Source organism: Bradyrhizobium sp. Ken64, from assembly GCF_055807555.1.
The window spans coordinates 184,567-200,533 of sequence record NZ_JBVVPA010000012.1 but is presented as its reverse complement, the minus strand read 5'-3'; the positions used below and the strand labels follow the sequence as shown (position 1 = coordinate 200,533).

Sequence of the window (15,967 nt, the reverse complement as noted above, 5' to 3'; positions counted from 1 at the left end):
TCGCCATCAGAGGCTCTTGGCCATGCGTGGATCGAGCGCATCGCGAAGGCCATCGCCGAGCAGGTTGACGGCGAGCACGGTGACGGACAGGAAGGCCGCCGGAAAGAACACGATGTAGGGCTTGACCTGCCACAGCGCCCGCCCCTCGGCCATGATGTTGCCCCAGGACGGAATGGTCGGCGGCGTTCCCGCGCCGATGAAGGACAGGATCGCCTCCGTGATCATCGCACTGGCGCAAATGTAAGTCGCCTGGATCAGCATCGGCGCCAGCGTGTTCGGCAGGATGTGGCGCAGGATGATCATCGGCGTGCGCGTGCCGCAGGCCACCGCCGCATCCACGTAAGGCTGCTCGCGCAGCGACAGCACCACACTACGGACAAGACGGGAAACCCGCGGTATCTCGGCAACGGTAATCGCCAGAATGACGTTGCCGACGCTGCCGCGTGTCAGCGCCATCAGCGCGATCGCCAGCAGGATCGGCGGAATCGACATCAGGCCGTCCATGAAGCGCATCAAGATGCCGTCGGCCCAGCGGATGAAACCGGAGACGATGCCGATGGCGAGACCGGCCGCGGAGGCGAAGATCGCAACGGACAAGCCGACCGTGAGCGAGACGCGCGCGCCGAACAGCACGCGTGAATAGATGTCGCGGCCGAGGACGTCGGTGCCAAACCAGTAAAGCGCCGACGGTGCGCGGGTGCGCTTGGCCGGTGCAAGTGCGGTCGGATCCACCGTTCCAAGATAAGGCGCAAAGATCGCGATCAGGACGAGCAACAGCAGCAACGTGCCGCCGATGGCAACGGTGGGATGGCCGCGCAGCAGCCCGATGAAGCCGCGCCGGATTGTGACCGGCCGGAGGATCTCAGGCAGTTGCGGCGCGAGGACGAAGCCCGCCGGCAGCGCCTGCGGATTCACGGTCGTGTCGGTCAATAGCGGATCCTCGGGTCAACGAGCGTATAAATGACGTCGATCATCAGATTGACGAGGACGTAGACGAAGCTGAACAGCAGCACGATGCCCTGGATGACGGGATAATCGCGGCGCAGGATGGCGTCGATCGTGAGCCGGCCGAGGCCGGGAATCGCGAACACGCTTTCCGTGACAACTGCGCCGCCGATCAGGAGCGCGATGCCGATCCCGATCACCGTGACGATCGGCACCGCCGCGTTCTTCAGCGCGTGGACGAACAGGATGCCGCCCTGCCCGAGGCCCTTGGCGCGCGCGGTGCGGATATAGTCCTGCTGCAACACTTCGAGCATGGTGGCCCGCGTGATACGCGCGATCAGTGCGATGTAGACACAGCCGAGCGCGATCGCCGGCAGGATCAGATTTTGCAGCCAGGGCCAGAGGCCCTGGGCGAGCGGCGTATAGCCCTGCACGGGAAGCCATTCGAGCTCCAGCGCGAAGATGTAGGCGAGGACATAGCCGACGACGAAGACCGGCAGGGAGAAGCCGAACACGGCAAAGGCCATGATGGCCCGGTCGATCAGGCTTCCCGCCTTCCAGGCCGCCAGCACCCCGAGCGGCACCGCGATCACGATCGTGAGCAGGAGCGTGACCATCATCAGCGACAGCGTCGGCCCGAGACGCTGCCCGATCATGGTCGAGACCGGCAGATTGGTGAAGATCGAGGTGCCGAGATCGCCGTGCAGAATGCGCCAGACCCAGCTGCCGAACTGGATCAGGAAGGGTCGGTCGAGGCCGAGGCTCTGACGGATGCGCTCCACATCCTCCGGACTTGCCTGATCGCCCGCGATCACCACGGCGGGATCCCCCGGCGCGATGTAGAGCAGGCTGAACACGAACAGCGCGACGATCGCCATCACTGGCAAGGTCGAGGCGATACGCCGGAGGATGTAGGAGAGCATCTGGCTTCAGCGCAGGGTCATGCGGATTTCGACACGCCCCAGAAGAACGGCAGCGGCCCTTTCGTGATGCCGGAGACGTTCTTGCGCCAAGCCGTGTAGCTGAGGAAGAAGCCGGTCGGCGCGTAGACGACGTCCTCAAGCGCGACCTTGTTGAGGCGAGCGACCGCGGCCTTCTCCTCGTCGAGGTTCTTGGCCTCGAACCAGGACGTGACCTCCTTCTCGGTGCCCGGGCTGTTCGGCCAGCCGAACCAGGCCTTGTCGCCGTTGGCGCGGATGGCGGTGTAGGGCGCCGGATTGATGCAGTCCGAACCCGCATGCCAGGTGTGGAACATGTTCCAGCCGCCCTGCCCTGGCGGCGTCTTCTGTGCGCGGCGGGAGCCGACCGTACCCCAATCGGTCGCGACGAAGTCGACATTCATGCCGAGCTTCTTCAGGAGATCGGCGGTTACATCGCCGAACGCCTTGGTGATCGGCTGGTCCTGCGCCACGAGGCACGTCACCGGCTGGCCGGAATAGCCGCTCTCGGCGAGCAGCTTCTTGGCGGCGTCGAGATCGCGCTTGCCCTTCAGGACCTCGCCGCCCGCCTCGGTGTAGAGCGGCGTATCGGGCGTGAAGAAGCCGGGCAGCGGCTTCCACAGCGAATTGTCGTCGCCGACGAGCGCACGCATATAGTCTTCCTGGCTCATCGCCATCAGCACCGCGCGCCGCGCCCGCACGTCGTTGAAGGGCGGATACAGGAAATTCATGCGGAACGAGCCGACATTGCCGAGGGGATCGCCGATGTCGACGCTGATGTTCTTGTTCTTCTTCAGGATCGGGACGAGGTCCGCGATCGGGTTCTCCCACCAATCGATCTCGCCGTTTTGCAGAGCTGCCGCGGCGGTCGCCGGATCGGGCATCACGATCCATTCGACGCGGTCGAGCAGCATCTGCTTGCCGCCGGCGAGCCACGACGCCTTCTCCTGCCGCGGCACATAGTCGGCGAATTTTTCGAACACGGCTTTCGCACCGGGGACCCACTCACCCTTGGCGAACTTCATCGGCCCCGAGCCGACATAATCGCCGATCTGCTTGAACGGGTCGGTCTGCGCGATGCGCTCCGGCATGATGAAGGCGCAAGGCGAATTGTTCTTGCCGAGCGCATAGAGCATCTTCGGGAACGGCTGCTTCAGCACCCATTTGAAGGTGCGATCGTCGACAGCGGTGAGCTCCTGCTGCAGCGCCTTGAGCATCAGCCCCATCGGATCGCGCGCCGCCCAGCGCGTCAGGCTCGCAACGACGTCCTTGCTCCGCACCGGCTCGCCATCGTGGAATTTGAGGCCCGGCCGCAATTTGAACGTCCAGGTGGTGCCATCGTCGGTCACCTCCTCGGACTCGACCATCTGCCGCTGCGGCTGGAGCGCGGAATCGACGCCGTAGAGCGTATCCCAGACCAGCGCGGCGGCATTGCGCACGACATATTGCGTGCCCCAGATCGGGTCGAAATTGGCGAGGTTTGCTTGCGGCACGAAGCGCAGGGTGCGCGCGGAGGCGCCTTGTGCGATCGCCGGGGCCGAGAGGCCGCTCAATGCCAGACCGCCCGCGCCGGCCAGTCCCTTCAATACGGTCCTGCGATCCATGAAATCCTCCCAATAGTGCCGTGATGCCGGCCATCGTTGGCCAAGAACAGGTGAAACCAGAGCTCGTTGGCGTGCAAATGGTGTGCCACTAACCGGGCCTTCGCCAGCCGGATATCCGCACCATCTGGGCCGGTCGAGATCTCAAAGCGCGGCCGCCAGTACCGGGCCGGTCTCGATATGCGGGATCGCCTCGACCAGCTTGCGCGTGTAATCGGTCGTGGGATTGTCGAACAGCGCCCGACTCTCGCCCTGCTCCACGATACCGCCATTGCGCAGCACGATGGTGCGGTCGCAAAGCATGCGCACCACGTTGAGATCGTGGCTGACGAACAGCAGCGCGATGTCGTTCTCGCGCCGCAGACGGTCGAGCAGTTGCAGCACGACGGCCTGCACGGAGACGTCGAGCGCGGCGGTCGGCTCGTCCAGCACCAGGAGCCGCGGCCGGCAGGCGATGGCGCGGGCGATACCGACGCGCGCCTTCTGGCCGCCGGAGAGCTGATGCGGAAAGCGCGGCAACAGATCCAGCGGCAGCCCCACACGATCGGCGCAGTCTTCCACCCGCTTGCGCAGCGCATCGCCCCCCCGCATGCCGTCGAGCCGCATCAGGGGATGGGCGATGCAATCGAAGGCGGTGAAGCGCGGATTGAGGCTCTCGTTCGGGTCCTGGAACACCATCTGGATGTCTTTGCGGAAGCGCGAGCGGTGAAAGTCGCGCGACGCCACATGGCCGATCGACTGCCCGTCGAACACGATCTCGCCCTCGCTCGGATCGATCAGGCGGCAGATCATCCGCGATGTCGTGCTCTTGCCGGAGCCGGATTCGCCGACAAGGCCGACGCTCTCGCCGCCGGCCATCGTCATCGAGAAGTCCGCCACCGCCGCAGCGCCCTCGTCGAAGCGTTTTGCGAGCTTGCGCACTTCCAGCAGCGGTGGAGTCCCGTGGGCGAGCTCCTGTCTGGGCCTGCTGACGACAGCCGCGTAGCCTTCCCGCTCCTCTTCCGTCACGAGGTCTTCGATTTGGGAGGTTGCAGTCGGCGATGCCGCCACCAGACGCCTGGTATAGGCGTGCTGTGGCGCGCCGAACAGCGTCCTGGGGCTTGCCTCTTCGACGATGCGGCCGCGCTCCATCACCGCGATACGGCGACAATATCGCGCCGCAAGTCCGAGATCGTGCGTGATCAGGATCGTCGCCATGCCGCGCGCGGCGGCAATCTCCGCCAGGAGGTCCATCACCACTTTCTGCGTGGTGACATCAAGGCCGGTCGTCGGCTCATCGGCAATCAAGAGCGCTGGATTGCAGGAAATCGCAATCGCGATCATGACGCGCTGGCACATGCCGCCGGAGAGCTCGTGCGGATAGGCGTTCATCCGCGCTTCCGGCTCGCGGATCTGGACGGCGCGCAACAGCTCCAGCGCCTCGGCGCGGGCGGCGTCCTTCGATATCCGCTTGTGAGTGAGGATCGCGTCGGCAATCTGCAGGCCGATCGCGCGGATCGGATTGAGCGCCGCCCGCGGGTTCTGGAAGATCATCGACATCGCGGCGCCCTGGAGCTGCCGAAGATCATCGCCCCTGAGTTTTGTGACGTCCTGGCCGCGAAACACTATCTTGCCTGCGGTGACGCGCCCGGCTGAATCCAGGAGCCGCGTCGTCGCAAAACCAGTCACCGACTTGCCCGAGCCGCTCTCGCCGACGAGGCCGAGCATCTCGCCGGCTTCGACCTTAAGCGTCACGCCGCGCACGGCCTCGACCGTCCCGCGTCGCGTCGAGAATGCGACGTGGAGATCGTCGATCCTGAGCAAGTCCTCGCTCATGTGCGCATGCGCGGATCGAGAATGTCCCGCATCCCGTCACCGAGAAGATTGAAGCACAGCACGGCCATCATCAACGCGAGGCCCGGAAAGGCCACCAGCCACCACCGCCCCGTCGAGATGAAGCGGGCGCCCTCCGCGACCATGATGCCCCATTCCGGCGTCGGCGGCTTGACCCCAAGACCGATGAAAGAGAGGCCGGCGGCGTTCAGGATCGCCCAGCCGAGATTGAGCGAGATCTGCACCGCCATCGCCGGCAGGATGTTCGGCAGCAGGAAGCGCAGCACCACCGAGAAATGACTCTCGCCGCAGGAACGCGCCGCCTCCACCCAGCCAACATTGCGCCGGACGTTGACCTCGGCGCGCGCGAAGCGGATGTAGAACGGAAGATTGATGATCGCGGTCGCGATCACGATGTTCTCGATCCGGTTGCCGAGCGCCGCAACCATCGCCATCGCCAGCACGAACAGCGGAAAGGCCATCATGACGTCGACGAAACGCCCGACCGAGCGGTCGAGCCTGCCGCCGGCATAGCCGCAAAAAGAGCCGACGACGGCGCCGATCACGAAGGAGATGCCGACCGCCGAGACCGCGATGGCAAGATCGAGCCGTGCCGCAACGACAAGGCGACTGAACACGTCGCGCCCGAGCTGGTCGGTGCCGGCGAGGTGCGCCGCGCTCGGCGGCTGCAGGGCCTCCGAGACATTGGAGACGACGGGATCGTAGGGCACCAGCCACGGTCCGAAGATCGCGACCAGGACGAACAGCAGGACACCCGCCGCGGCGACACCAGTCAGCGGATTGCCGCGCAAGATCCAGACCGAATGGCGGAGGGTTGCGCTGGTCATCCGATCGACACCCTGGGATCGGCGATGCCATAGCAGACGTCGACCACGAGATTGACCAGCACGAAGATGCCAGCCATCAGCAGCACGAAACCCTGGACCGGCGCATAGTCGGACGACAGCAGCGCATCGAGCGCGTAGGAGGCAACGCCCGGCCAGGAGAACACCTTCTCCACCAGGACATTCGCGCCAAGCATGGTCGAGAACACGATGCCGGCAATGGTGATGACAGGAAGGATCGCATTGCGCAGCGCATAGGTGACGACGACCTTCTGCCAGGACAATCCGACCGAGCGCGCGGTGCGCACGAAATCGCTGCCGAGCGAGACCAGCATCGACGCACGCGTGATCCGCGCCAGTGGCGCGATGACGAACAGGGCCATGCTCAGCGCCGGCAGGATCAATTGCTTGCAGGCCGCCCACCAGCCCTCGATGTCTCCCGCGAGCAGGAAATCAATCGACAGGAACCCGGTGCGCTGCGGCGGCAGCGAGGTGAAGACGTCGATCCGCCCGGTCGGATCAGGCGCAAGACCGAGCAGATAGTAGAAGACATAGATCAGTAGCAAGCCCGACACGAAGGTCGGCACGCAGACGCCGAGCGCGCAGAACAGCCGCACGCCGTGATCGACCAGCGATCCCGGTTTCAAGGCTGCGACCACGCCGAGCGGCACCGCCGCGATCAGCGCGATCAGGAGCGCCGTGAAGGTCAACTCCAGCGAGGCCGGCAAACGCTCGCGCAAATCCTTGAGCACCGGCTGCCCCGTCATCATTGAGCGGCCCAGATTGCCGCGGCCGATATCGGACAGATAGAACACGAGCTGCTCCGGCACCGACTTGTCGAGCCCCATCTGTTTGCGGATCTGCTCGATCTCCTCCTTGCCGGCATTGGGTCCCGAGGCAAAGAACACCGCGGGATCTCCGGGGAGGACCCGCATCAGGAGAAAGGTGAAGACCAGCACGCCGAACAACGCCGGCAGCGACGACAGAAGCCGCCTCCCCGCCCGCGCCACCGTCGCACCAAGACCGGTCATCACCTTTCAGAGCCTCTAGCTTGCGGAAGCCACTTTTTACTCAAATTACTTGCGGCTGACGTCGCGATAGTCCACCTGACGATGGAACTCGTAGGTATAGCCCTCGATCGACGAGGCCATCACGGCGTCCTGATTCGGCTGCCACAGCGGGATCTGCGGCATCTCGCTGAAATGGATCGCGTTGAGCTTGCGGCCATCCTCCTCGTACTTGGCCTTGTCGGGCTCGAAGCGTGCTTCCTGCGCGATCGCGGCCAGCTCGGAATTGTTGATCGAGCTGTAATTCCAGCGCTGATTGCCGGTGTAGAAGTTGCGGTAGAAGTAATCGGTCGACGGCAGCCAGGCGACGATGCCTTCCGTGAACAAGGGCAGCTTCTTTTCGTTGATCTGCGTCGACATCTGCGCATCCGGCAGCTTCTGGATGTCGACCTTGATCCCGATCTTGGCAAGGGATTCCTTCACGAGAGCAGCCATCGGCTCCGCGGTCGAGGCCTGGCCTACGTTGAAGCTGAAGGTGGTCGAAAAACCCTCGGGGAGTCCTGCGGCCTTCAGATATTCCCTCGCCTTGTCGAGATCGGTCTTCACCGGTGCCTGGAACGGATAGATGCCGTTCAGCGGCTTGCCATCAGGCCAATTCGCACCGAACAGCGGCGCTCCGCGGCCGAACAAGGCAGCCTTGAACATATCCTCATAGGGCAGCGCGAAGGCGATGGCGCGGCGGACATTGACGTTATCGAAAGGCGGGATCTGGTTGTTCATCGAGACGAAGGTGATCGAATTGTATTGCGGCGTCGAGACCACCTTGAGCTTGCCCTTGGCCTCGAGCGACTGCACGTCGCTGGCCTGGAGATCGACGACGAGATCGGCGTCGCCGCGCTCGACCAGATTGGCGCGGGTCGCGGGCTCCGGCACGGACTGCACGATCACGCGCTTGAAAAAGGCCGGCTTGTCGGGCGAGCCGCGGTTCCAGGCCTCGTTGCGCTTGATGATCACCTGCTCGCCGGGCTTGAAGCTCTCGATCACGTAAGCACCGCTGCCGGCGGTATGCTCCTTCAGCCAGGCCGTGGCCCAGGGATCGTCCGGGGTCGCATGCTCCTTGGCGACCTTCGAGTTGATGATCAACGGGTAGACCGTCGCGAGATTCGGCAGCGCGAGCTTGTCGGGCTTTGGCAGCGTCACTTCGATCGTGAGGGGATCGATCACCTTGAACTGGTCGGCCGACGTCAACGATCCCGTCAGCAATTGTGCCTTGCCGAGGATCGGCGCGGTGACGCAGCGATCTAGCGACCATTTCACGTCCTCGGCGGTCACGGGCGAGCCGTCCTGGAACTTGGCATCCTTGCGCAGACGGAATGTCAGCTTCAGTCCGTCCGGGCTGACGTCGTAGGATTCGGCGAGCTCACCGGTGATCTTGTCGAGATCGAACACCCATTTGCCGTTGAGCTGCTTGCGGCCGAACGCCACCAGGCGGTCGTATGTGCTCATGCTCAGCGCGAAGGATTCGCGCGTCGAGCCCGGAATGTTGGGATCCAGCGTGTTGACGGATGCGCCAGTGACATAGCGCAACGTCTCGGCCCTGGTTTGCGCTTGCGAGGGCGCGGTGGCGACGAGCAACAACGCGGTGGTGGCGAGCACGGAGGATGCCAGCCTGAAAGATACAAAACGCATTCGTTTTCCCCAATATTTTCGACAGGAACGCCAGCAGGACAGGTCAAGAAAGAAGCAAGTTGCGCGCCAGTCTCATGATGCGCTCTTGTGGACGCTTTGTCGCGGTGGCGCATGGACGATCATCGCGGTTCCTCCATGTTTCGCGCCGGCCGCGTGACCACGGCCTGCGGCACGTCGTAGGCGCGAAGCGAGGCCCAGTGTCGTTCGACATCGGCGCGGAACAGGCCGCGCGTCAGGCCATTCACCAGCTTCGGCACCGCAGTCGTCATCGCGTTGATCGACGATCCCGACGGACCAAAACTCATGGTGGAGGCGATGGCGAAGAGATGGATGTTCGAGATCCACGGCGTCTCGCCCGCAACACGTTCGGTGAAGGCGTAATCGTCGGCGAGATAGGGAAAGCGGCCGAGCCGCACGTTGCGCTCGCTCTCGGGAGGCCTATAGCGGTCGGCCCAGGTTGCGATATTGCCGGCAAATGCGCGCAGCTCGCCACGTCCGGCAAAGTTCATGTCGATGCCGGTGCCGCAGATGACGAAATCCGCAGGTATGGCGCCGTGCGGCGTCTGCAATTCCAGGCCGTCATCGGTCTCGCGGGCTGCCTCGATCGGCGCGCTCTCGTGCAATGTGAAATTGGCATGATTTGCGCAGCGATCGTAAGTTGGTTGCGGAAAGCCTTCGCGCATCTCGAGGATGGTGCGCATGAAGCGCCAGCGCCAGGCATCGTCGAGATCGCTGAGATGGCGCAAGAAGCCGCGGAAGGTCAGCCAGCGATAGGGCTGGACCACCTGGATCTGCGCGCGACGACACAGCAGATGCACCTCCGCTGCGCCCGCTTCCAGCGCGGTTGCCGCATTGTCGAACGCCGATGCGCCGGCGCCGATCACGGCGACGCGCTTGCCGCGGAGGTTCTCGAAATCGATATCATCGGCGACCGTTGCGACCGAGCTCTCGGGCAGATGGCTCAGCGGCTCCGGGATCATCCAGTCCCCCATTCCCTCCTGCCCGGTCGCCAGCACGATCTTGCGCGCATGGAGCGTCTCGAGTCCATCGCCACGTTTCACGCGTGCGGCCAACAAACCATCCGCCGTCGGCCGGATTTCCAGAAGCTCGCAGCCGTTGCGCACCGGCAATGCGATCGTACGTCGCAGCCAGAGCAAATACTCAGCCCAATGCTCCCTCAGGATTAGGTTCAGCGTCTGCCAGCTTTCCTTACCGAAGCGGGCTTCATGCCAAGATTGATAGGTCAGGCTCGGAATGTCGAGGTCAGGACCGGTATAGTCCTTCGGGCTGCGCAGCGTCGGCATGCGGGCATAGGTGAGCCACGGGCCTTCCATCCCCTCCTCGGCCTTGTCGAGCAGCAGGATGTTGCTGACGCGGGAGCGCATCAGGCCGAAGCCGATGGCGATGCCCGATTGGCCGGCGCCGATCACGAGCACATCCAGCGCCGGCTTGCCGTCCGGTCCCGTCTTCGGTTCGAGCCAGGCGGCACCGGGATGCGCGATCCGTACGAGATCGGCGTGAACGCTCACTTCGAGCTCTGTCAGCGCATCGCTCATGCCGCGAGCCAGCCTCCGTCGACCACCATCACGGTGCCGGTCGTAAACGAGGACGCATTGCTTGCGAGATGCAGCGCCGCTTGCGCGACCTCATCGGCCTAGCCGAACCGCTTCATGGCGTGGCGGTTGCGGGAGGTTTCGCGCACCTCTTCTGAATTGGTATGACGGGCAAAGCTGCGGCGAAGCATCGGCGTGTCGATCGCACCGGGCGCAATCGCGTTGACGCGAATGCCGTCGGTTGCGAAATCCACCGCCATCGTCCGGGTCAGGCTGACGATCGCGCCCTTGGCGGCGATATAGGCGCTGTTGCCCTTGCCGCCAGCAATCGCAAGCTGCGACGCCAGCGTGATGATCGAACCGCTGTTCTGCCGCTGCATCTGCGGCACGGCCGCCCGCGCCCACAGCCAGGTGCCGCCGACATTGGTGCGGAACACCGCATCCCAATCGGCCGGGCTCGTTGTCAGCACCGTGCCGCCGCAGGAAAACCCCGCGGCGGTCATCAGGATGTCGAGCCGACCGTGTCGCGCCACGACATCGCCGACGACGGTCTCGGCGAAACCGGCATCGCCGACGTCGCCGACATGCGTCGTTGCTTCGCCGACCAGGCTCAGGGTCTCCTGAAGTCCTGCGGCATCGCGATCGACTAGAGCGAGATGCGCGCCCTCTTCCGCGAAGAGCTTGGCGCTGGCGCGGCCGATACCCGAACCCGCTCCCGTGATGATGGCCGTGCGCCCTTGCAGCCGCATGTCAGATCCAGTCCTTATGCTGCGTCAACCAGGCGCTCATCGCGGCCGCCGACTCGGCGCAGCCGAACCGCGCGCGCCAGCCGAATTCATCCGCCATCCGGTTCACCGACAGCGGCGCGCGATAGGCCCCATGCAGCTTGATGACGGTTTTCTCGCCGGGCGCCGCGAGCCGGCACTCCAGGCCGGGATGCAACGCAGCGTAGGCCTCGCCCCATTGCAGCGCAGGCCAAGGCCCTCCGCGGGAGATGTTGTAGAGCCGGTGGCGCGGCCGGTCAGCTTCGATCAGGATCGCCACGGCCTCGGCCGCATCCGGCGCGTAGATCCAGTCCCTCATGCCCGCTTCAGGCATGATCGCCGGCTCGCCGCGGGCGAACGCGGCCAAGATCTGGAACTGGAGGCTTGGCGTGTCGCGTACGGAGCTCGGTCGCTCCCACGGTCCGAACAGGGCGCTCAGCCGCACGCTCAGGAAATCGCCGCCGAAGAGTTCGGCATGGCGCGCGACAGAGCGCTCCGAGGTGAACTTGCTGATGGCGTAGAACGAGACCGGATCGCAAGGCGTTTCCTCGTCGAGAATCTCGACTCGCGCCCCCGCGGCGCCGTAGGCCGATGCCGACGAGAGATTGACGACGCGGCGGACACCATGACGGATCGCGGCGAGCAGGATCGGGATCTGCGCCATCACGTTGATCTCGAGAACGCGTGCGGTCGACGCTCTCTCCAGTTCATCACCGGCGGTGATCGCCGCGCCCAGCACGATCGCATCGACGCCTTCAGCGATGAGGGCATCGACGGCATCTGCATCGGTGATATCGCCCTGCACCGCCTTGAGCCGGGCGCCGTAGTCGGCAAGAGATCGCCGCGCGGATGGTGGCAACTCTGCGCGGTCATACAGCGTCACGTCATGCCCGCGCGCGAGCAGCACCTCCGCAACGTTAAGGCCGACAAACCCGGTGCCGCCGAAGATGACGATCTTCATCGCGCGCGATCCACCATCACAGCAGTTTCGCCCCGAAATTCCGTTCCGGATCCATGTCGGCGACGAGCCGGCCCGTCGGCTTGGCCGCCTCGCCGCCGCTGCGTGCCAGGAACAGGCCGCTGCCTGCGCTCGCGACGCACTTGTTGCCGTCGATGATGACGCGCCCGCGCGACAGCACCGACACCGGCCAGCCCTTCAGCTTTCGTCCCGCAAACGGCGTGTAGCCAGCGAGGTCGTGCATCATCTCGTCGGCGATCACGGTCTCGCGATCGGGATCCCAGATCGCGATATCGGCATCGGCACCGACCGCGATCGAACCCTTGCGCGGATGCAGATTGTAGATCTTGGCTGGCGCGGTCGAGGTCAGCTCGACGAACTTCTCCAGGCCGAGCCGCCCTTTCGACACCATCGCGTCGAACAGCAGCGGCAGGCGCAGCTCCAGTCCCGGCAGGCCATTCGCGACCTGCTTGAAGTTGGGATTGGGTCCGGCACGCAGCTTGCCGGTCTCGTCGTAACGATAAGGCGCGTGATCCGACGAGATGGTCTGGAGATCGCCCAGCGACAGCGCCTGCCACAGCGCCTCCTGGTCGGCATGCGTCCGCGGCGGCGGGCTGCACATCCACTTAGCGCCTTCCGCCCCGGGCTTGTCGAGATCGGCAGCGGTGAGGAAGAGGTATTGCGGACAGGTTTCGGCAAACACCTTCAGCCCCTGCCCGCGCGCATCGCGGATCACCTTGGCGCCCTCGGCGGTCGAGACATGGAAGATCATGATGGGCTGGTCGATCAGTGCCGCCATGCCGATCAGCCGGGTAAAGGCTTCGGCCTCCGACACGCGGGCGTGGCTGACGGCGTGGTATTTCGGCAACGTGTAGCCGCGCGCGAGCAGGCGCTTCACCATCCAGGCGATGATGCCGTGGTTTTCGGCATGGGCGCACAACATCGCGCCGGACTGGCGCGCGGCGAGAAGGATGTCCAGCAACGGCTCGTCGTCGACCTTGAGCCGATCATAAGTCATGAAGATCTTGATCGAGGCATGGCCCTGCTTCACCAACGCCGGAATATGCTCCTCGACCGTTTCCCTGGTCGCATCCGCAATGATCATGTGAAAGGCGTAGTCGATCACGGCGCCCTTCTTCGCGAGCGCGTGATAATCCTCGACCACCTGCGGCAGCTTCATGCCGACATGCTGTGCGGCAAACGGGATCACCGTGGTGGTGCCGCCAAAAGCGGCGGAGACGGTCGCGCTCTCGAACGTGTCGGCGTTCATGATGCCGGCCGCGGACAGCTGCTCGATATGGGCGTGGCTGTCGACGCCGCCGGGCAGAACGAGCTTCCCGCGCGCGTCGATCTCGCGCTTCGCGGACGGAAGCCCACGCCCGATAGCGGCGATGGTCTCACCGGAGATGGCGACATCGGCTTCAAAGACGTCGGTCGTCGTCGCGACGCGCCCACCGCGAATGATCAGGTCGTAAGCGGGTTCAGTCATGAGGCACTCCATGATAGGCTTAGGGCAAGTGATCGAAATTTTGCAGGAAGACCAGCATGTCCCGACCGCGCATTCTCGTCATCAATCCGAATTCCAACCCTGCGGTCACGCAGGGGCTGGAGGACGCGCTGAAGCCGCTCGGTTTCGAGGGCGGCCCAGAGCTGGTCTGCCAGACGCTGGCCGAGGGACCGTTCGGCATTGAAAGCCAGGCCGATGTCGATGGCGTCACCATGCCGCTGCGCCGGCTGGTCGAGGGCGACAACAGCTCGGCCGCCTTTGTCATCGCCTGCTACAGCGATCCCGGGCTTCAGGTCTGCCGCGAAGGCACCGATCGCCCCGTGTTTGGCATCGCCGAGTGCGGCGTGCTGACCGCGCTGGCCCGCGCCGAAACCTTTGGCGTCATCGCGATCGCCCAGCGCTCGATCCCGCGTCACATGCGCTATCTCAGGCAGATGGGACTGACCGAACGCCTTGCCGGCGAGCGGCCGCTCAACATGAGCGTTGCCGAAACCGCCTCGGGCGAAGGCACGCTGGCCAGGATGATCGAAATCGGCCGCGCGCTGCGCGACGAGGACGGCGCCCGCGCCATCGTGATGGGCTGCGCCGGCATGGCGCGCCATCGCCGTCCCCTCGAAGACGCGCTCGGCGTTGCCGTGATCGACCCGACACAGGCGGCTGTCACCATGGCGCTGGGTACGGTGCAGTTCTCGAATCACTAGGCGTCCTTCAGCTCTTTGGCGTCCTGCCGCGCGAGCCATTGCGCGTGGCTCTCGCGGACAAGCGCGAACGTATCCCGCTGCGTCGTGTAGAGATTGCCGAACATGCGGCCAATCGGCCGGTAGGCGTCGAGATCGACATACATATTGGCCTCGTCGACGAGGCCCTCGCGGGCATGAATCCGGAGCACCTCGCCGACCAGCAGTTCGCGATCGGGCGAAAAATTCAGCGCGACATGGCGCCGGCATTCGAGCGCAAAGGGAGCGGCGGCGAGGCGCGGCACCTTCACGTCGACTGAGGGAAGGGTCGCGAGTCCTGCAGCGGCGACCTCGCTGTCACCGGACGGAAAATCGACCGCGCAGTCGTTCATTGCCACCGACAACGCCTCGTCCACCATGTGAACGACGAACTCGCCGTCGCGATGGATGTTGCGGGTGGTGTCCTTCGGGCTGTGATCCGGCTTGTGCTGGAGACCGAGCACGATCAGCGCCGGGCTCTCCGAGAACACGTTGAAGAAGCTGAAGGGCGCGGCGTTGACCGCCCCGTTCGCATCGAGCGTCGTCACCAGCGCAATCGGCCGTGGCACCACCACGCCGCAAAGCAGTTTGTAGCGATCGCGTGGATCGAGCTCGCGCAGGGGAATACCTGATGTGCCCTTGTCCGCCATCGACGTCACTTCTCCGGCGGCGGCACTGCGCCCGTTCGGCTGGTGATCAGCCCGTAATGCTCGATACGGCGATGCTGCGCGAAATTGAAGATCGTGGTCTTGCCGAAGGTGGTGGCGTCGAGGTCGCAGGCGTGGGCCAGCAGCTCGTCGTCCTCCGTCTTCGCTTCGGCGACGATTTCGCCATTGGGATCAACGATGAGGCTGCCGCCGAACAGCGGGTGTCCGTCCTCGTTGCCGGCCTTGGCCACCGCGACGACCCAGGTCGCGTTCTGATAGGCGCCGGCCTGCGCGGAGAGGCGGTTGTGAAACAGGCGTTTCTCGATGCCCTCGTCGCTCCTCTCCGCATTCACGGACGGCGTGTTGTAGCCGATCAGCACCATCTCGACGCCTTGCAAGCCCATGACGCGATAGGTCTCGGGCCAGCGCCGGTCGTTGCAGATCGCCATGCCGATGATGCCGCCCAGCTCGCGCCAGACGTTGAAGCCGAGATCGCCCGGCTCGAAATAGCGCTTCTCCAGATGCTGGTGCGAGCGTTTGGTGTCGTATTCCACATGGCCGGGCAAATGGATCTTGCGATATTTTCCGACGATCTTGCCGGATTTGTCGGTGAGAACAGCAGTGTTGAAATGATGCCCGTCGGGCGTCAGCTCCGCATAGCCGAAATTCATCGCCATCTGGTGCTGCGCCGCGCGCTCGAACAACGGCCGGGTCGCCGCATTGGGCATCTCGCGCTCAAACCAATTGTCGAACTCGGCCCGGTCCTCCACGTACCAACGCGGAAAGAAGGTCGTGAGCGCCAGTTCCGGATAGACGATCAGGTCGGCGCCCTTGCTTTTGGCCTCGTCCATCAGCGCAATCATGCGCTTGACGACCGCCTCGCGGCTGTCGGCTTTCTGGATCGGGCCCATCTGGGCGGCGGCAACATTGACGATACGCATCAGCGATTTCCTGGTGGTGTCTTGGGCTAGGCTAGAATTTCAAA

13 protein-coding genes and 1 pseudogene are annotated in these 15,967 nt (G+C 64.5%); 1 reads left to right on the top strand and 13 read right to left on the bottom strand.

Translation table 11 applies throughout. From position 1 onward, the window contains the following. Positions 1-6: 6 nt before the first annotated feature. The 11 genes and pseudogenes from AC0L2F_RS21025 to hydA all read right to left on the bottom strand — a co-directional run bounded on the left by AC0L2F_RS21025 (position 7) and on the right by hydA (position 13,601). The gene (locus tag AC0L2F_RS21025) at positions 7-930 is read right to left on the bottom strand and encodes an ABC transporter permease (protein WP_007608574.1); all 924 of its coding nucleotides are present in this window, start codon (positions 928-930) and stop codon (positions 7-9) included. After that, on the bottom strand, positions 927-1,868 hold the full coding sequence (locus AC0L2F_RS21020) for an ABC transporter permease (RefSeq protein WP_007608573.1): 942 nt from the start codon (positions 1,866-1,868) through the stop codon (positions 927-929). Before AC0L2F_RS21020 ends, AC0L2F_RS21025 begins: the two co-directional genes overlap by 4 nt. Before the next feature lie 17 nt (positions 1,869-1,885). Beyond that, on the bottom strand, positions 1,886-3,487 hold the full coding sequence (locus tag AC0L2F_RS21015) for an ABC transporter substrate-binding protein (RefSeq protein ID WP_007608572.1): 1,602 nt from the start codon (positions 3,485-3,487) through the stop codon (positions 1,886-1,888). 141 nt (positions 3,488-3,628) lie between these two features. Beyond that, positions 3,629-5,299 carry a nickel ABC transporter ATP-binding protein NikE gene (nikE, locus tag AC0L2F_RS21010; RefSeq protein ID WP_473249703.1) on the bottom strand — a complete coding sequence of 557 codons (1,671 nt, stop codon included), beginning with the start codon at positions 5,297-5,299 and terminating at the stop codon, positions 3,629-3,631. Further along, positions 5,296-6,144, bottom strand: coding sequence for an ABC transporter permease (locus AC0L2F_RS21005; protein ID WP_007608569.1), 849 nt, complete (start codon positions 6,142-6,144; stop codon positions 5,296-5,298). The genes nikE and AC0L2F_RS21005 overlap by 4 nt, the downstream gene beginning before the upstream one ends. Further along, the gene (locus AC0L2F_RS21000) at positions 6,141-7,175 is read right to left on the bottom strand and encodes an ABC transporter permease (protein ID WP_007608567.1); all 1,035 of its coding nucleotides are present in this window, start codon (positions 7,173-7,175) and stop codon (positions 6,141-6,143) included. Before AC0L2F_RS21000 ends, AC0L2F_RS21005 begins: the two co-directional genes overlap by 4 nt. A 42-nt stretch (positions 7,176-7,217) precedes the next feature. Continuing rightward, positions 7,218-8,837: an ABC transporter substrate-binding protein gene (locus AC0L2F_RS20995; protein WP_063992957.1), complete on the bottom strand. Its 1,620-nt coding sequence runs from the start codon at positions 8,835-8,837 to the stop codon at positions 7,218-7,220. A gap of 119 nt (positions 8,838-8,956) precedes the next feature. Then, positions 8,957-10,393 (bottom strand): NAD(P)-binding domain-containing protein, encoded by a 1,437-nt coding sequence (locus tag AC0L2F_RS20990; protein WP_473249702.1) that lies wholly within the window; start codon positions 10,391-10,393, stop codon positions 8,957-8,959. Continuing rightward, positions 10,390-11,139 (bottom strand): annotated as a pseudogene (locus AC0L2F_RS20985) (SDR family oxidoreductase). Before AC0L2F_RS20985 ends, AC0L2F_RS20990 begins: the two are co-directional and overlap by 4 nt. 1 nt (position 11,140) lies before the next feature. Further along, a complete protein-coding gene (locus AC0L2F_RS20980) occupies positions 11,141-12,115 on the bottom strand; it encodes an NAD-dependent epimerase/dehydratase family protein (RefSeq protein WP_473249701.1) in 975 nt (324 codons plus the stop codon). 16 nt (positions 12,116-12,131) lie between these two features. Further along, the gene (gene hydA / locus AC0L2F_RS20975; RefSeq protein ID WP_473249700.1) at positions 12,132-13,601 is read right to left on the bottom strand and encodes a dihydropyrimidinase; all 1,470 of its coding nucleotides are present in this window, start codon (positions 13,599-13,601) and stop codon (positions 12,132-12,134) included. A gap of 56 nt (positions 13,602-13,657) precedes the next feature. Here hydA and AC0L2F_RS20970 point away from each other — a divergent pair, with 56 nt between their 5' ends. After that, the gene (locus AC0L2F_RS20970) at positions 13,658-14,320 is read left to right on the top strand and encodes an aspartate/glutamate racemase family protein (protein ID WP_473249699.1); all 663 of its coding nucleotides are present in this window, start codon (positions 13,658-13,660) and stop codon (positions 14,318-14,320) included. On the opposite strand, the gene AC0L2F_RS20965 is transcribed toward AC0L2F_RS20970, so the two are convergent. Both AC0L2F_RS20965 and AC0L2F_RS20960 read right to left on the bottom strand, forming a co-directional pair. Continuing rightward, positions 14,317-14,985: a flavin reductase family protein gene (locus AC0L2F_RS20965; RefSeq protein ID WP_473249698.1), complete on the bottom strand. Its 669-nt coding sequence runs from the start codon at positions 14,983-14,985 to the stop codon at positions 14,317-14,319. The two genes, AC0L2F_RS20970 and AC0L2F_RS20965, sit on opposite strands and share 4 nt — an antisense overlap. Positions 14,986-14,990: 5 nt before the next feature. Continuing rightward, positions 14,991-15,923, bottom strand: coding sequence for an N-carbamoyl-D-amino-acid hydrolase (locus tag AC0L2F_RS20960; protein WP_473249697.1), 933 nt, complete (start codon positions 15,921-15,923; stop codon positions 14,991-14,993). Positions 15,924-15,967: the final 44 nt, after the last annotated feature.